This is a genomic window from Companilactobacillus insicii (assembly GCF_003946015.1).
In the GTDB taxonomy this organism is placed as follows: domain Bacteria; phylum Bacillota; class Bacilli; order Lactobacillales; family Lactobacillaceae; genus Companilactobacillus; species Companilactobacillus insicii.
Genome location: NZ_RHNU01000007.1, coordinates 1 through 17,239 on the forward strand (window position 1 = coordinate 1; position 17,239 = coordinate 17,239).

At 35.5% G+C, this 17,239-nt stretch carries 20 protein-coding genes; 5 read left to right on the forward strand and 15 right to left on the reverse strand.

Annotation, left to right across the window (positions count from 1 at the left end; genetic code table 11):
• Window positions 1–146: 146 nt before the first annotated feature.
• From EKM79_RS03390 to EKM79_RS03400, 3 genes are all read right to left on the reverse strand, one after another.
• The gene (locus tag EKM79_RS03390; RefSeq protein ID WP_125565897.1) at window positions 147–968 is read right to left on the reverse strand and encodes a WxL domain-containing protein; all 822 of its coding nucleotides are present in this window, start codon (window positions 966–968) and stop codon (window positions 147–149) included.
• 136 nt (window positions 969–1,104) lie between these two features.
• On the reverse strand, window positions 1,105–1,530 hold the full coding sequence (locus EKM79_RS03395) for an LPXTG cell wall anchor domain-containing protein (protein WP_125565899.1): 426 nt from the start codon (window positions 1,528–1,530) through the stop codon (window positions 1,105–1,107).
• Between the two features lie 114 nt (window positions 1,531–1,644).
• Window positions 1,645–2,160 (reverse strand): GNAT family N-acetyltransferase, encoded by a 516-nt coding sequence (locus EKM79_RS03400; protein WP_125565901.1) that lies wholly within the window; start codon window positions 2,158–2,160, stop codon window positions 1,645–1,647.
• Between the two features lie 63 nt (window positions 2,161–2,223).
• On the opposite strand from EKM79_RS03400, the gene EKM79_RS03405 reads away from it, so the two are divergent.
• Both EKM79_RS03405 and EKM79_RS03410 read left to right on the forward strand, forming a co-directional pair.
• The gene (locus EKM79_RS03405; protein ID WP_125565903.1) at window positions 2,224–2,547 is read left to right on the forward strand and encodes a type II toxin-antitoxin system antitoxin; all 324 of its coding nucleotides are present in this window, start codon (window positions 2,224–2,226) and stop codon (window positions 2,545–2,547) included.
• A 16-nt stretch (window positions 2,548–2,563) separates the two neighbouring features.
• Entirely contained in the window at window positions 2,564–3,367 is an 804-nt protein-coding gene (locus EKM79_RS03410) for an SPFH domain-containing protein (protein WP_125565905.1), read from the forward strand.
• Between the two features lie 64 nt (window positions 3,368–3,431).
• Here EKM79_RS03410 and EKM79_RS03415 read toward each other — a convergent pair whose 3' ends face one another.
• The 3 genes from EKM79_RS03415 to EKM79_RS03425 are packed head-to-tail and all read right to left on the reverse strand — an operon-like array spanning window position 3,432 to window position 4,780.
• Entirely contained in the window at window positions 3,432–3,791 is a 360-nt protein-coding gene (locus EKM79_RS03415) for a type II toxin-antitoxin system PemK/MazF family toxin (protein WP_125565906.1), read from the reverse strand.
• Window positions 3,792–3,822: 31 nt separating this feature from the next.
• Window positions 3,823–4,080 carry an AbrB/MazE/SpoVT family DNA-binding domain-containing protein gene (locus EKM79_RS03420; protein WP_125565908.1) on the reverse strand — a complete coding sequence of 86 codons (258 nt, stop codon included), beginning with the start codon at window positions 4,078–4,080 and terminating at the stop codon, window positions 3,823–3,825.
• Window positions 4,081–4,138: 58 nt separating this feature from the next.
• Entirely contained in the window at window positions 4,139–4,780 is a 642-nt protein-coding gene (locus tag EKM79_RS03425; RefSeq protein ID WP_164505989.1) for a nitroreductase, read from the reverse strand.
• A 106-nt stretch (window positions 4,781–4,886) separates the two neighbouring features.
• Between EKM79_RS03425 and tpx the strand changes: the two genes are divergently transcribed.
• Window positions 4,887–5,381, forward strand: a complete 495-nt coding sequence (tpx, locus tag EKM79_RS03430; protein ID WP_125565911.1) for a thiol peroxidase — start codon at window positions 4,887–4,889, stop codon at window positions 5,379–5,381.
• A 39-nt stretch (window positions 5,382–5,420) separates the two neighbouring features.
• Here the strand turns inward: tpx and EKM79_RS03435 are convergent, their stop codons facing one another.
• Together EKM79_RS03435 and EKM79_RS03440 are read right to left on the reverse strand one after the other, a co-directional pair.
• Window positions 5,421–8,087: a BspA family leucine-rich repeat surface protein gene (locus tag EKM79_RS03435; RefSeq protein WP_164505990.1), complete on the reverse strand. Its 2,667-nt coding sequence runs from the start codon at window positions 8,085–8,087 to the stop codon at window positions 5,421–5,423.
• Between the two features lie 216 nt (window positions 8,088–8,303).
• Window positions 8,304–9,065, reverse strand: coding sequence for a flavodoxin family protein (locus EKM79_RS03440; RefSeq protein WP_125565915.1), 762 nt, complete (start codon window positions 9,063–9,065; stop codon window positions 8,304–8,306).
• Window positions 9,066–9,186: 121 nt separating this feature from the next.
• On the opposite strand from EKM79_RS03440, the gene EKM79_RS03445 reads away from it, so the two are divergent.
• Window positions 9,187–9,828, forward strand: a complete 642-nt coding sequence (locus EKM79_RS03445) for an SDR family oxidoreductase (RefSeq protein ID WP_125565917.1) — start codon at window positions 9,187–9,189, stop codon at window positions 9,826–9,828.
• A 42-nt stretch (window positions 9,829–9,870) separates the two neighbouring features.
• On the opposite strand, the gene EKM79_RS03450 is transcribed toward EKM79_RS03445, so the two are convergent.
• The 3 genes from EKM79_RS03450 to EKM79_RS03460 form a co-directional block, all read right to left on the reverse strand.
• Window positions 9,871–11,742, reverse strand: a complete 1,872-nt coding sequence (locus tag EKM79_RS03450) for an SLAP domain-containing protein (protein WP_125565919.1) — start codon at window positions 11,740–11,742, stop codon at window positions 9,871–9,873.
• Window positions 11,743–11,874: 132 nt separating this feature from the next.
• Window positions 11,875–13,860, reverse strand: a complete 1,986-nt coding sequence (locus EKM79_RS03455; protein WP_125565921.1) for an SLAP domain-containing protein — start codon at window positions 13,858–13,860, stop codon at window positions 11,875–11,877.
• Window positions 13,861–14,036: 176 nt separating this feature from the next.
• Window positions 14,037–14,888 (reverse strand): YitT family protein, encoded by an 852-nt coding sequence (locus EKM79_RS03460; protein ID WP_125565923.1) that lies wholly within the window; start codon window positions 14,886–14,888, stop codon window positions 14,037–14,039.
• Window positions 14,889–15,010: 122 nt separating this feature from the next.
• Here EKM79_RS03460 and EKM79_RS03465 point away from each other — a divergent pair, with 122 nt between their 5' ends.
• Window positions 15,011–15,874 (forward strand): NAD(P)-dependent oxidoreductase, encoded by an 864-nt coding sequence (locus EKM79_RS03465; protein WP_125565925.1) that lies wholly within the window; start codon window positions 15,011–15,013, stop codon window positions 15,872–15,874.
• A 36-nt stretch (window positions 15,875–15,910) separates the two neighbouring features.
• On the opposite strand, the gene EKM79_RS03470 is transcribed toward EKM79_RS03465, so the two are convergent.
• The 4 genes from EKM79_RS03470 to EKM79_RS03485 form a co-directional block, all read right to left on the reverse strand.
• The gene (locus tag EKM79_RS03470) at window positions 15,911–16,252 is read right to left on the reverse strand and encodes a type II toxin-antitoxin system PemK/MazF family toxin (protein ID WP_281273202.1); all 342 of its coding nucleotides are present in this window, start codon (window positions 16,250–16,252) and stop codon (window positions 15,911–15,913) included.
• Entirely contained in the window at window positions 16,252–16,494 is a 243-nt protein-coding gene (locus tag EKM79_RS03475; RefSeq protein ID WP_125565929.1) for an AbrB/MazE/SpoVT family DNA-binding domain-containing protein, read from the reverse strand. The genes EKM79_RS03470 and EKM79_RS03475 overlap by 1 nt, the downstream gene beginning before the upstream one ends.
• A gap of 108 nt (window positions 16,495–16,602) precedes the next feature.
• On the reverse strand, window positions 16,603–16,800 hold the full coding sequence (locus EKM79_RS03480; protein WP_125565931.1) for a DUF6440 family protein: 198 nt from the start codon (window positions 16,798–16,800) through the stop codon (window positions 16,603–16,605).
• Window positions 16,793–17,230: a DUF805 domain-containing protein gene (locus tag EKM79_RS03485; RefSeq protein ID WP_125565933.1), complete on the reverse strand. Its 438-nt coding sequence runs from the start codon at window positions 17,228–17,230 to the stop codon at window positions 16,793–16,795. Before EKM79_RS03485 ends, EKM79_RS03480 begins: the two co-directional genes overlap by 8 nt.
• Between the last annotated feature and the right edge of the window lie 9 nt (window positions 17,231–17,239).

Here is a 17,239-nt window from a genome sequence, read left to right on the forward strand (position 1 = left end):
GCGAAAATACCTAACCAATTCCATTTAAAATGGCAAAAAAATAGTAGAAATAACCGTATATCAGTTATTTCTACTAAATATTATCTGAGATATTAGTTTTGTCCCAGACTCTTTTAAATAAACTATCAATACTTTAATTGTCTTAATTATGCAGCACCGTTACCGCCGTCAGTTACAGGTGTAGCTGCCAATGTCCATGTAATTGTTGATACATATGAAGTTGATGATTTACCACTTTGAGCAGCGTCTGCTGGAACATTCAATGTTGCATCATCTGCACCGTTGAATTGTGATCTTAATGTACCTAACTTATATGTATTTGCAGCAAAGTCCATAACATTTGGTGTATTTGAACCATCTGATTGTAGAATTGCTTGTTGTGTCATAGCCTTAGTTGATTGACCTTCTGCAGCAGCAGTTTGACCATCATTACCTAATACAGGTGTTTGGTTAAGTGTCATAACAAACTTACTGTTACTTACTGGTTTACCAGTTGTTGCATCATTTTCAGTTGTTTCGAATGGTGACAACTTAGCATTAAGAGTAAATCCTGTTGGTGCTGTACGTGTATCAAGGACTGTTAAGTATCCTGATTCATTACCATCTTCTGCTAAACCGTTACCCTTTAAGTTATCAACAAGCTTTGCTTCTGTATCACCTGCTGAAACTGCACCGAATCCAAAGTCTGGAACTTGTTTAAGTAGTAGAAGACCTGATACAACATCTACGTTTACATTTGATTCTGCAGTTGCATTTGTTGTTGTGTCCTTGTTACCATTCCAATCAGCAATTGCTAAATATCCTGATTTATTTAATGAACCTGTTGTGCTTTCAGCTTTGATTGTACCATCATCTTGTACACTAGCTGAACCTGTTGCAGCGAATGCTGTTGTTGCTGGTGCAACCAATCCTAATACCATACCTGCTGAAGCTAAGCTACCTACTAATACGTTTTTTGATAATTTCATGTTTATATCCTCCCTGATATAAAAATTATTTTTTTAAGTTCTTCTTGATTACGGTTACTATGTTATCAGATTTTTCATCTTGTACACTTCAGATTTTGTAAAGTGTATTTTCGAAATCTGAACTTTTTTGTAACTCTTAATCAGTGGTGAAACGGTGGAACTTCTTCATATAAAAAGCGAACAGACCAATCAAAATTGAAAAGCCCATAATAACATATCCATACTCGTGCGCATCTCCCGTTTGCGGATAAGATGACATGTTATTCACATTTACCGATGGGGTATAACCTACATCTTTAACTGTAGGACCTGTACTATCACCCGTGTTATCATCTGTTACTAAAACATGGGCATCTGAAGCACCCGGACTATCGTCGCTACCTTTGTTGGCAACAACGGCTTCTGATCTAGCTACGCCCCCAGAGTTATTAGTAGACTCAGCGATAACATGGTTAATACTGAATCCGCCAACAACTCCTAGAACAATTACGGCAATTGCAAAATAACCGACTATTCGCTTTTTCAATGAAAGACTTTTTCTAGTTCTTTGTCTTTTTTTCATATCGAAAAACCTCTCATCAAAATCAGTCTATTATCTCCTTACCGATTACTAGTTTATCATCTATTTTCTTCCCACAAGTTCGGATTTGTTAAGAAATTCTTACGAGAAATGAAACTATGGCTTGAGTAAGTAGTACTCAAGCAGATCATCACTATTGTCCAACAGGCTGAAATCCTGATTTACTTCGTAAATATACTTGAAATTATGTTTGACAAGTAGTTTTTGTGGGGCAATATTGTGTTTTTCTGCTGCAGCCCATAGTTCTGTCAGCTTTAAATCCTCAAAACCATACTTGATCATCAACTCAACTGCCTCACTAGCTAGATGTTGTTGACGATATTTTTCTTCTATTATAAAGCCCAGTTCTCTGGTAGATTCCAAACCACCTGTCACACCACGTTCATTTAATTCGATTATCCCAACCATCAGTGAGTTTTCTTTTAAAGATATACAATAGGAAGTTTTTAGTTTCAAATACCGATTAAAAATGTGCTTGGCTTCATTAATATCAACGGTATACTCCATCCCTGACAGTTCATGATTACGTTTATTCTTAACTAAACTATAGAAGGAATCGAAATCCTTCTCTTCAAAATTACGTATTACTACTTTATTCCCAACTAGATGCATTTGATCTTCCTCAATTAATTGATTTTGTTAACACTAATTATATCAAAGTGATATCATACAGATATGGCAGAGAAAAAGTTTTTGTTAAGACTAGACGAGGATCTCTACCAAAAAGTCGCTAAAAAAGCTGAAGCTGATAATCGAAGTGTTAATAAGTATATTGTGCATCTTTTACAACAGAACACAAAAGAAACTACCTTCGAGAACCGCCAATTTGTAGGACAAACAATCAAAGGGAGTGAAATTCTAACAGACAGTGGATTGGTTAATGTCAGCGGTATTTACTATCGCTACATAATTTCCGACTCCACTCCAGTTGATCCTGCAGGTTTATATACAATACTTGAAGCAACCGGTAATATCCTCACCTTGCAACAAATAAAATAACAAAGGATGGATCATAATGTTTGGGATAAAAATAGTTCATCAAAATCACAAAGGTCTGGTGGAGTTATTGGGTAAATACCACCACAGTGTCGATGCAGGTCTACACTTCTATATACCTATAATAGAAAGAATCTACTCAGTTAGTTTGGCAATGAACCCATTAAGACTTCCTGATTATTCTATTATTACCAAAGATAACGCCGAAGTTCGTGCTAGTTTGACATTAAATTACCACACAACTGACGCTGTGAAGTATAAATATGAAAATACCGACTCCGTAGAGTCAATGTCGCAACTAGTTCGTGGTCACTTGCGTGATATTATAGGTAGAATGAATCTGAATGAAGCTCTCGGCTCCACTTCTAAGATCAACCAAGAGCTCGCTTCCGCAATTGGAGATCTAACTAACACCTACGGTATCAATGTTGATCGTATTAATATCGATGAGTTGAAGCCATCCACTTCAATTCAAGATTCAATGGATAAGCAATTGAAAGCTGACCGTGAGCGTATTGCGGCCATTGCCAAGGCTGAAGGTGAAGCAAAAAGTATCGAACTCACTACCAAAGCTAAGAATGATGCCTTGATTGCGACAGCTGAAGCACAAGCCAAGGCAACACGCACTCGTGCAGATGCTGAAAACTATCGTATCTCACAAATGAATAAGATTCTAGATGAGGCAAAAGATGGCTACTTCGAGAACCAAAGCATTGAAGCATTCAAAGAATTAGCTAATTCTTCTACTAATACAGTTGTCGTATCAGGTAATCAAATCGGTGAACTTGGTAAGATTCCTGTCATTAAGAAAATGCTGGAGTAAGAAAATGGCTTCTACACTAAAAAAAGTGCAGAAGCCATTTTATTTACATAAATTGTTGCCTTTTTCATTCAACGGATAAAATATTATTAACTGCCAACATTAATTTTTTTAGCATTTTATTATTAACTTTACCTACAATCTGACCATTTTTAGACTTAAAATCAAAACCTGATAAATTGATTGTAGAAACATATCCATGAATTCCACTTTTTTGATCCATTATAGGGACCATTAATGGATTATCTTGAAATTTTTTAGATGCAGATGTAATTGCAAGTCCTATCACTAAACCCGTCTTTTTATTATAAATACTGTTCGACAATACAACCATCGGACGTCTTATATTTCCTGAATCTGGATTATGACCTCCATATTCATGACAAGAATGAGGCTCAAAATCTATATATGATAGAGACTTGTTCAATCTTCAATATTTTACCCTCATAATTTAAGTATTATATATTCTCTTTACCAATGGGAGTACCACCATCCATTGGTATATCCATTGCATCTTTCATTTCTTCAAAATCAATATTATCGAATTTTCCTGAAAACCACGGATTATCCTCGATGGGTTCATAATTCAAGCTACCATCTTCTTCTTTAACAACTCGTAATTTTTGATTCTCTACAAATCCGGCTTGTTTAGGAACAGTTATAATTAATGAATTACCATTTTTTCTAACTTTATATTCTCCATACATTTCTTCCAAAATATCACCTCGTCATCTATAGATAATCATTCATCAAAAACTTGTAAACTTAAACATTTTATTTTCTTATGTCCAATATATTCTTAACATCAGTACGATCAGTCTTAATGCAATTCAACTTACTATCATCTGGATAACCCATGGCAATACCCACAACCAATTCTTGATTGTCCGGTATCAACAATTCCTTCTTCAAAATATCTGGATAAGTTACCAAACTATATGCAGGAATAGTGCCAATTCCCCAGCTGGCCGCAGATAACATTAATGTCTGACCAAAGGCACCTAAATCAAACAGTGTAAATTCACTTGCCTTGTTGCTGGCAGTCAAAAATGCAATGGCTGGTGCATGGTACAAGTCGGCTCTTGCATCTTGAAATTCTTCATCAGCAGTTCCTTCTGAACCAACTGCATCCCTAACGGAATCACCCCAATGGTCAATATTAGCCAGTGATAATTCTGAACGATTAGCACGATGTGGTGTAGTTAAGTCTGGTTCACTAGGAAGATTATTCTTGTGTGCATTTTTATATTCAGCTTTAATTCGCTCTAGAACTCCATCTTTAGCCACATAAACATGCCATGGTTGTGAGTTCTGCCACGAAGGTGCATGACTTGCATCTTTAATTATTTCTTCTATTAAACTATCAGATACTTCTTCATCACTAAATGAACGAATCGATCTGCGTTTGTAAATCAAGTTTTTCCCCAAAACAATACCCTCAATCTTATTCTTAGGACTTCAATCCATTTTAAACTATAATGGAATTATTAACACGTAAACTATCGGAAAGGTGTGAATTTTTATGGACTTAGATTTCAAAGGTAACACAGTTACTACTATTGGTACTCCTATGATTGTAGGTGACCAATTCCCTGACTTCACTGTACTCGACAAGGATGGCAACAAGGTTACGCTCGACAGCTTGCTTGATAAACCACTGCTAATCAGTGTTGTACCTGACATTAACACTAGTGTATGTAGTATTCAAACAAAACACTTCAATACGGAAGTTGGTGGACATGGTGAAATCAACTTCGTAACTATCTCAAAGAATACAGTTGAGGAACAGTCACACTGGTGCGCAGCTGAAGGTGTCGAAAACATGAAGATGTTGTCAGACGTTAACCAAGACTTCGGTAAAAAATCCAACTTATTAATTCCCGATTTAGGTATTTTAGCACGTTCCGTTTGGGTTGTGGACACAAATAAACAAATTCTTTACTCAGAAATTTTAAAAGTTCAAACTAACGAGCCAAATTATGACAAAGTATTAGATCAAGTAGATCAAATGAGCTAAACAAAAAGCCGACTAGAAATAGTCGACTTTTTTTATACTCTAAATACTATTAGTTAATGTCCAAGTTAAGACCGTGGAGTAATTACCATCTTCAGCTTGTTTATCATTATTCATATCTAACAAAATACCATGACCACTATCCCACGATATGACATTAGAACCATTATTAATATCACCAGAATAAACTTCAGTATCTGTAGGGGACAAAATTTTCTCAATATTATTCTTTCCTTTATAAACTAAAACATTAGAAAGAACTTTTGAAGAATCCAAAACGTCAGTCAATGGTTTCTCCATCGAGACTTCTAGTTTAGATGGTATCGAGTCAGTTGGATAACTATTATTCTCAATATTCACTGAAAGGTCTCCCTTACGTGTTACTAAACCTGAATATTTGGTTGCTACTCCAAAATCAATGTCAGGAACTGACATCTTCATATTGATTTTGGTATGTTGCTGCCATACATAGGTAGTAACAGGATTGCCAGTTGTCGAAAATTTACTGATTATATTACTTATCGACATCAAATCACCAACTGGGTTATGATCAGTACCACCATTTGCCGGATCAACTTCTTGCCACTTATCACTTATAGCTGAATATCGATCAGAAGTTGATTCATCATTAATTGCAGTTCCTGATTTAGGATCGTGCAAAGATACACCATCATTCAAAACTGTCTTGGGACCTAAAGTAATCTTCCAGAGATCTGGATTACCACCAAACATAGACTGAATATTCTTGGCAGCAGTTGTATCAAAATGAGATAAATCTATAGATTCAAGACTTTGCATATTATTAAATACTCGATAAAAACTCGAAACCTTCTCAGTATTCCAATTGCCCAAATTCAAATTTTCAAGACCAGACCCAGAAAACGCACTTTGCATATCTGTAACGTTAGAAACATTCCAATCTTGTATAGGCAAATCATTCAACACTATCGTGCCAGCAAAAGTACTATTCATATTCGTAACATTAGAGACGTTCCAACTACTGATAGGCAAACTCTCGGCAGAAACGTCGCTAAACGTTGAATCTAAATTCTTAACATTTGACACATTCCAATTTTTGAGAAAATCAAAATTAGTGATATACGATCCGCGAAAAGCAGCTTGCATATTCTCAACTTGGGAGGTATCCCAATTACTGATATCATGGAAGTCACTTGCAGCGTTACCCGCACCTGAAAACATACTAGACATATCTTTTAAGGAACTAGTATCAATTTTATCACCAATAATTCTTTTCAAATTAGTATCACCATAAAAAAGGCCATTGAAGCTTTTTACTTTAGAAGTATCGTACTTGGATAAGTCAATGGTTCCAAAATGAGTAGATGCGAACATATTCGACATATTCTGAACTTTATTAGTTACTAGGGTCTGATAACCTTTAAGATTGTTTTCATCAAGTAATTTTGCCCCAGAAAACATACCATCAACACCTTCCAGTGATGGAGTGTGCCAATTTGACAAGTCCAGTGACGCCAAATTACTACAATTAGAAAACATACTTGACATATTAGTAACTTTAGAAACATCCCAATTAGCAATTGATGTCAAACTATTAGTGGATGCACCCTGGAACATCGAAGACATGTCAGTAACGATTGAAATATTCCAATCAGCTATACCTTTAATTTGATCAATGTTTCCTATACTATCCGCAAACATATGTGACATGCTTCCAACCTGTGAAAAATTCCAACTACTTAAATTCAATGAATTAAATGTGGCACCTTCAAAAGTGAAATTCATATTTCCTACTTGCGAAGTGTCCCAAAAAGCTATATCTTCAGGGTCCGTCTTAGTAAAGTCAACTCGACTAAAAGTATATGATAAATCGCTAACTTTTGAAGTTATAAAGTGGTCTAATCCATTTATAGTACCACCTACACCTTCGAACATAAAGCTCATATTCCCAACGCCTGCTGTATTGAAACTAGATACATCTAGATCAACTAGTGAAGTACATTCAGCAAACATACTCATCATACTTGTAACTCGGGATGTATCAAAGTTGGATAAATTTATGCTTGTTAGGGAATTGTCTCGATAAAACATACTAGACATATTATCTACACTTGATGTGTCAAAATGGGATAAATTCAAACTGGTTAGGGACGAATCGTTGGCGAACATCCCACTCATATTTGACACATTAGCGGTATCCCATTTATCCAAACCAATTATTTCTTTCAAGTCAAAGTCCATTCGAAACATCTGATAAAGACTGTGCGCATTAGAAACATCCAAATTGGTTGCGTCGATACTAGTTACATTTGACAAACCGGAAAAAAGTCCTGCATCTGAAAGATCAGTAGTGACATTCGGATAGGCCACTCCAGGATCAACGTAAACTTTCTTTACAAGGTTACTATATGTGCTCCAATTACCAATCCCACTGGCAAGAACTCCAGCATGAATCGTCAACAATCCATCACTATCAATATCCCAATTAGCGGTACCATCTACACCGCTGTGAGTTATCGTCGATTCAGAAACCGCTAGCGGCATAATATTATTATTTTTTACATCTCCCATTGTTGCAGTCGCATTTTGATTCAATACTTGCTGCATATCGGAACTAGTATCAGCTCTTGCCACCAAAAATTGACCACACAAAATAAGACTTACACTAATTAAAGTTCCTAATACTATCTGACACATGTATATTATTCTATAATTCAAACCCCTTTGCATACTATATCCCCTCAGCATAAAAACGATAATTTATATATATAAATATTATAATATCACAAATACGCTACGGTCTATCCCAATTTAGATAATCTTTTCTTACAGCAATTGGTATAAAATAAAAACTATATATTCATATCATATATAGTGTTAAAACATTTATAAAAAAATAGACCGCCAACTATATTGAGTTAGCGGTCTATAAGAAACCTTTAATCATTATCTTCTACGATGTTTGACAAATGTTACAAAATGCAAAATAGCTCCCAATAATACAAAGAAAATAATCGTAAAGCTTATATAATCAGTCCAAAAATTAGCAGGCATAACTTGCTTTAGAGGTAATTGGATTCCCATAGTAATCAGAGCCATCACGGCAATCATAAAGAATAACTGTATATATCTTTTCAAAGTCGAATCGTCCTTTCGTTTGCGTTGAGAGATTTTGTGTCCGTATTTAGCACACAACTTTAACTTACTATCAGGTATTTCTTTCATTCCAAATGTTCCTGGTAGAACTATCTCTCCAACTTTAATCACACCTGATGCAGACATTACTCGATCAATAGTCTTGAAGCTTTCATCCGTAACACCAGTTATGAAGTTCTCTAGTGTACTAACGTAACAAGATGTGATACTTAAGTAGTGCTTATCTTTGAATTGTCCTGGGATAGTGTCTCCGTTTTGTTTGAAGTAAACAAACTTTGGACGCATACAATCAAAGAAGTTCTTCAACACTCCAGACAGTTCCCGCCAATAAGTCGGTGCCGCAAAGACCCAAACGTCGCTTTCTGCTAATTTCTCAGAAAACTCATCAAGTACTGCATTCTTCTCATGATACTTATGTGGAGTAATATCATAGTCTTCCAAAAAAATAGTTTCAGTTTCCACCCCTGAATCAACGTTACTCAGAACGGCATCTAACAACTTAGCATTAATACCATGTTCTTGATGAGATGCTAGGATTCCTAATATTTTCAATATAGTATAACCTCCCTCTGCGTTACTTAATATTATAGACAAATTCATATCAGTGGCAAAATATAATTAATATTGGTATGGTTAGTTTAACGGTAACATATCAAAAGGAGGAATTATATCAATGAAAGTCCTAATAATTGGTGCCCACGGAAAAGTTGGGCATCTACTAATTGGCGAATTACAATCTAACAACATCGATTTTGTCGCTGGTCTACGTAGTCAGAAACAAATCGATGCCTTCGAAGCGAATAACATCCCTACTCAATTCATCGACTTAACTGCTTCACTTGAGGATATTCACAAGTCGATCAAGGATTCAGGCGCTGATGTTATTGTCTTCTCAGCTGGTGCCGGTGGTGCTGGATATGACATGACACTTCAAATTGACCTTGACGGTGCTGTCAAAACAATGATGGTTGCTGAATCTCTTGGAATCAAGCGTTACATTATGGTAAGTTCGATCTTCAGTGACAATCGTGATAAGTGGGATGCTTCTGGTATCAAACCATACATGATTGCTAAACACTACGCTGATGAACACCTTCGTGGAACCGATTTGGATTATACAATTATTCATCCAGGTGCCCTAACTGATGATGAAACAACTGGAAATGTTAAATTACTTAGTGACGATGAGTCAGGCAGTATTCCAAGAATCGACGTTGCCAAATCATTGGCCGCAATTATCAAGAATCCTAACACAATCGGAAAAGAATACAATATTGCTAGTGGAGATACACCAATCAACAGTGCCTTCAACTAGAATAGACAAAAGGAAGCCTCTTAATGGCTTCCTTTTTTTGCGCTAAATCAATGATACATCGGCAGCTGAAACAAATTCGTTAATTGCAACACGATAGTACTTTTGACCATTGATCATTGTATATTTATCCGTAACCCAATCAGTATCTGATTTCAATGCACGGTTTGTTATCTTATCTCCCTTGTAATCGACCAAATATCCTAATTGATTATTGTGAACATGTACAACACGTTTATCAGCTACATAAACATAGACATCACTGACTTTAACGTATTCATCGGTTGCAACACGGTAATATAGCGTTCCATTTAGCTTGTATTCTTGATCACTGAGCCAACCGGTATTTTTGCCTAAGGCTCTGTTAGTAACTAACTTGCCCTTTCTGTCGTACAAATTAACAGTCTTAGTAGTTGTTCCAACGGTTTGTTTTAATTTAGTAACAGTACCATTGTTGTCGTCAGAATTATTATCTTCATTGTTATTATTGTTACTGCTGTTTCCACCAGAACTTGAGCCACCACCACTGGTGCTGTTCTTTGTGTAGACTGCATTAACAGTTATTGGAGTTTGACCGCCATAACTATCACCAAGAACACCTGAACTATTCTTCAAACTATCAATTGCTTTTGAAAGAATCGAATTAAGATCTGTTCCAGAATTGTAATCCTTGAACGAAACAGCATCTTTATCGCCAACTTTGATGGTTGATTTATCTAGGTCAATTTTTGAATTCGATGGATCATTAATATCGGTGTATTTGTATGCAGTATCGTTAACAGGAATTGTGAATGATACATCTTTTGCATCATCATTGCCGATTTTTTGGGATACTGATATGTTTACTGGTTTTATATCTGGTACACGAACAACTGCAACCAAATTGCCATTCTCATCTTTAGTAACTATCCCTGTTTCATTAATAACCTTATCAGCAGAATACCCAGCAATTAAATGTCCTATGTTGGATAGGTTCAATTGTAGTGAAGTAAGATTGAAAGCATCATTTAATACTCCGGGATATACAGTATCAGTATCGTTAAATAGTGGATTCCCATCTTTATCGGCATATTGAATATAATAACTTGATGCTACTTCATCACCAACTGGTGTCCATGTTATATTGGAGTCTTGTGTGTTATCAGTAGTGTATTTACCTGCCATACCCTCTGGAGTTAATACGTCACTAGGATCACTAGTATTTTGCCACCCTGAGACTTTATATATTTTATTATCTTTTTTATAAGTAGTTGACAAATCATTAGCGCTCAAAACACTATGCTTCCCGAGAGTTATAGAAGTTATTCCACTATTTGCAAAATTTTCTCCAGTCGTAGCACCAGACATATCCCAACTAGATATATCTACTGACGTTAAATTAGTATCGCCTTGAAAGAATTGACTCATATTTGTCACTTTAGATGTATCTATATTGTCAAGTCCCTTAATCTCCTTTAGATTAGGCAGATCACTGAACCAGCCAATAAAATTTTTAGAAGGCTCCAATTTACCTATAACATCAATTTCAGTTATATTAGCAGAATATTTACTCCATTCAGTGGTATCAGTAGCATCCGCACTAATGTTTGAAAATGTAGTACCATCTTTACCTATTACTAGCTTCAAATGATTAGAATCATGATTGATTTTATAGACTGCCCAATCATAAGTAATCCAACCATCTGATGCTTTTTCACCATCTACTCTATCACTTTCATCATAATCATCATTCTGTGAACTAACAACAGAACTACCATTGCCGCTATCAGCCTGTACCGGTACACCTCCTGAACCTAACAAAACAATTCCACTAGCAATTGCAATGCTAGACATGACTACCCATTTCCTACCAGATTTATACAATTTCTTTTTAACAACTGTATTCGGATCACGTTTCAACTGTTCAAACCTCATCATGAATACCTCCCCAACCTAAGGAACCTTGTTTTTTAGAAAATTAAAAGAGAGTTTATGAAAACTCTCTCATAATTAACTCAATTATCGTTTTGTTTATAAATAAATGCAACAATTTGTCGTATTACCTGAATATTAAATCAATGATACATCGGCTGCAGAAACAAATTCGTCAGTTGCAACACGATAGTACTTTTGACCATTGATAATTGTGTATTTATCTGTAATCCAATCAGTATCTGATTTCAATGCACGGTTTGTTATCTTGTCTCCCTTGTAATCGACCAAATATCCCAATTGATTGTTGTGAACACGTACAACACGTTTATCAGCTACATAAACGTAGACATCACTTGCTTTAACGTATTCATCGGTCGCAACACGATAATATAATTTTCCATTTAATTTATATTCTTGATCACTTAGCCAACCAGTATTTTTACCTAAGGCTTTGTTAGTAACTAACTTGCCCTTTTTGTCGTACAAATTAACAGTCTTAGTAGTTGTACCAACAGTTTGATTCTTCTTAGTTGCTATTCCTGTTTGGTTATTATTATCTTCATTGTTATTGTTATTACTGCTGTTTCCACCAGAACTTGAACCGCCACCACTGGTGCTGTTCTTTGTGTATACTACGTTAAATGAAATTACAGTTCTGCCTGAAGCATTCTCATCATAGAACCTTCTTGTTGTCGTAGTTGTAGCTCCAGGTAAAATAACATCACGTGATACCATAGCAATATCATTATTCATAGCACTCTTCATAATGGAATTTAAATCAGTTTTAATATCTGAATGTTCTTTTACATAATCGGCAAACGTAACGATGTGTCCATAATTGTTATATATTGTTGATTTTTCCATATTCAGAGTAGCATTGGAAGGAACACTAACATCCTTATACTGATAATTAGGATCATTTACAGGTAAGTCATATGATTCATCAATGGGCTTGTCCTTACCAACATTAATAGTCACACCTATATTGGTATCTTTAACAGGATCAACTTTTACTTTTACAACTCCAATATTAGATCCATCAACTTTTTCAACCTTACCAGAAACTAGTTCAGCTGTTTTATATGTATATCCCTTTACATATCTGTCCATATCTTGCAACGTTTTAATATTTTTCTGATCAACAGTCCCACCTTTAGCAATTTCGCCTATTTTAACATTATTAATATCCGCTCCAGTTGGATAAAGAACTTTATCTGGATTATCCGATGCAACATACTCAATATAATATTTTTCAAGTTGTTGGGGATTTGCCGCTAACCAAGTAACCGCACCATCGTGAGTGCTACCTGGCTTATAATCAGCAGTTAAATCACTTGAAGATACAACATTTTTAGGATCATCACTACGAGTCCAACCGTTGGATTCATAATCAATGCCATCACTTGTAAATTTATGTGGATCTGTAATTCCATAAACTACGCTCTTTTTACCTAGAGTTAGCGATTGAATTCCACTACCACCAAAAATTGCATTTGCAGAACCAACACCAGGTACAGCCACATTAGACATATCTAATGAAGAAATATCCAATTTACTAAGCTCAGGGTCATCAGAAAACATTGTTCTAAAAGTATAAGTACCAGATGTATCAAGATTTTCCAGTCCACTTATACTAGTCAGTTTGCTGTAGCCACTAAAAAGTCCATCTTGATAAGGTGATGCTTTAATCTTACCAACAAGAACAATGGACGAAATCCTATCTGAATAATCTTTCCAAAAGCTTGGGCCATAAGTTTGTGATGTTTCTAACTCTTGTGGAGTATTCGGATTATTCGGATCGCCAATACGTAACTGCAAATTATTCTTATCACCATTTATAGCGTACAGATTCCATTCAACTCTAGAGTCATTGTTCGGATCATCTTGCGACTCACTTGTAACAAGACCGTATTTATCTTCACTAGCAGAAGTAACCTGTGAATTACCAGCACTATCACCAGAAATACCTGCAGCATTCACTGTACTTCCACCAGAACCTAACAAAATAAGCCCACTAAGTAAGGCAATGCTAGACACACATACCCATTTCTTGGCAGACTTATATCCAATTTTTTCAGTAATTGTATTTGGATCATGTTTTAATTGTTCAAATCTCATCATGAATCCCTCCTCAATAAAGAAAAAAGAAATTAAAAAAGAGCCACTAGGAGGCTCTCTTTCATACAACCCAATTATCGTTCCTTTTTATCATAATTTCAATAGCTGTTTAAACGTTATTTTAATAAAATTTCTGATGCGGCAACAAAGAGCTCTTCAAAAAACTCTTCATTAATTACTTAATTATCATTAAATTTACCCATAATTGAAACCGTAGGTTGGATATTAATAAAAGCATTCTCGTCAATTTGTAGGATTATCTTCTTTGCGAAGAATAACTCATATTTAGTCAATACCATCGTCAATGATCCAATCGGTTCTCCTGAATAGGCACCAGTTAATGTATGATCGAGTGTGATACCACGGTTGATTGACTTCATCAATTCTTTAGACATCTCATCAACCTTATGTGAGTAAACCACAACTGTGATCTTTTGTTGCTGCAAGTACATTTTATCGACAATCATATTACATACATAGATTGAAACAATACTGTACAGTGCCAATTCCCAACCAAAGACAATTCCAGCAATAGTAATAATAAAGGCGTTAACTACAAAACTAACTTGGCCAACCGTTCGCCCAGTACTCTTCTGAACTATTAGAGCAATAATATCAGTTCCTCCTGTGGAAAAACCAGCTCTGAAACAAACTCCGATACCAATACCAGTCATAATTCCACCAAAGATTGATGCCAACATTGGATCATTAGTAATTGGGTGTAGTGGTACAAAGAGGATAAAGACCGAAGCTGAAACAATTGCTATCATTGACAATATAGTAAACTTCTTACCTAGTTTAAACCACGATAACAAGACCAAAGGAACATTCAAAATTGCATACCAGAAATAAACCTGTGTATTAGTATGTGAAAATTGCTCTATTAAGTTAACGATTAACTGTGAAGCACCCATAACTCCAGCAGTATATAGCTTTGCCGGCTGCAAAAGTAATTGGATTCCTAACGCGGATGTCACCCCATAGAGTACCGCCGCAAAGATACTTTTATAATAGTTTTTGATGAATTCCATGGAATCACCCCTACTTCATTTTTCTTCTTAAATCTGATTATATATCACGCCAACACAAAAACCTACCATTATTAATGGGCTATAATAAAACTAACAACTAAATTATAGGAGGTTTCTTGTTTATGCAAAAATTAGGGTTTATTGGAACTGGTGTTATGGGTTCAGGAATTATCAACAATCTGCTGAAGGCTAACTACGCTCTTAACATTTATACTCGGACAGAATCAAAAGCTGAGCCTCTACTAAAAAAAGGTGCTAAATGGTTCAGTAGTCCACAGGAAGTAGCAGAAAATTCAGACATTATCTTCTCAATGGTTGGTTTTCCACAGGATGTCAAAGATGTCTATTTCAAAGATAATGGTATTTTTGCCGGACTAACTGAAGGCAAGATCATCGTTGATATGACGACAAGCACACCTACACTTGCCAAGGAAATCGGTGAAATGGCAGAAAAAGTACACGTCAAAGCTCTAGATGCTCCTGTATCTGGTGGAGATGTCGGTGCCCGTGATGGCAAATTAACAATTATGGTTGGTGGTTCCAAAAAAGCATTTGACGAATTAGTTCCAATTTTTGATATCATTGGTCAAACTAATCATTACTTCGGATCATACGGAGCAGGACAACACGCCAAAATGGCTAACCAAATTATGATTGCTGGAACAATGACTGGTATGACTGAAATGTTCGTCTACGCTAAGGCGGCAGGATTAGATATGAAATCAATCTTGAAGACGGTCAGCGGTGGCAGCGCCAATAACTGGAGTCTAGATAACTATGGACCACGTGTCTTGGATGGTGATTTCAAACCAGGATTCTATTCCAAACATTTCTTAAAGGATCTGCGTATTGCCTTAGATGAGAGTGAAAAGATGCATCTAGACCTACCAGCTACCAAGCAGGCAAAAGCCTTATACGAAAAATTAGTCGACGAAAAAGGCTTAGGTAATGATGGTACACAAGCATTGATTAAATTATGGTGGTAAACAAAAGAACTCGCAAATATTGCGAGTTCTTTTTAATTATCCAAAGATACCCAAAATATCAGTTTGAATAGCATTTATAGCTTTTATAATAATTACACTATCAACGTGTTCAACATATTTCCATCCTCTAGCAACATAATCTAAAGTATAAAACTGAAGAGTATCAATATAACCATTAATATTTTTCCCATCATATTTAATCAAACTAGGAACTTTAACTCTATCGTTCGCATGTGTGATTGGCATCACAGCAACTCTGTTAGTGTATTTATTATATTTAGAACTTGATACTACAAGTGCAGGTCTTACTTTCATTATCTCATTTCCGCGCTGTGGATCAAAATCGATCATTATAATATCACCTTTTTGAGGGTACACTAATTATTCAACTCACTTTCCAATATAGTTGGCCCTTCTTCACTTGGGATAACAAAATCCTTTTTATCAAAATTTGGATTATCAAAGACACTTTTTCTATTAGGTATTAGTGTTAATATACCCTCTTCATCAGAATAAATTCTATAACTTTTATTTCCATTAATTAATTCCTTTGGTAAAATAACGCCTTCAGAATTTCCAACTTTTCTAACTTTAATCTCTTTACCAGATAAATTCATCATATCGATACCTCCAATCTCGTATAACATGTTATAACATAATTTTAAGTCATAATCATTTATAGTGCTTATAAATTAAATAGAACTCGCAAATTGCGAGTTCTATTTTTGTTACGAATATTCTGGATTTAACAACGGTTTGCCATCTTTATCCACAAGCACAGTCATACCTGAACCCATATTAGTGTACATCCCTAACAAATACTGCACACCAGTGGTTTTATCAGTAATTACTTGCATCATATGTGCTCCGTTTGATTCTTCAACACTAACTTCAAAGCGTTTGTCTTTTTTGTTCTTATTAAACATATTGATCATCCTCCACAAACTTTGCCCAATTGTTATTTTCGTTACGCTGAGGTAAACATGTCAGAACTATCATGATAATTTCACCAATTATAGGAATAACAAAACTCAATATCCACCATCCACGAAGATTTCTATCATGCAAACGACGAATCGAAGCTGTCCAAATCGAAATAATATAATAACCCAATGTCATGATCATTGCGATGGACCAAACTGCACTCCAGTAGAAGTCAGTAGCTGGCATTTTGGTCACCAACCATCCAAATAATCCCATTAAAACGGCCGCAACTAGTGTCATACCAAAGAACCCCCACCAAAAATCAGCACGACTCATCCGTTTTGCACCAACAAACATATCTTGAAAATATAACTTAGTTGAATTGACCAAATTAGGTCTGTTGCTTTCATTCCAAATTTCTTTATTTTCCATTTTTTTCCT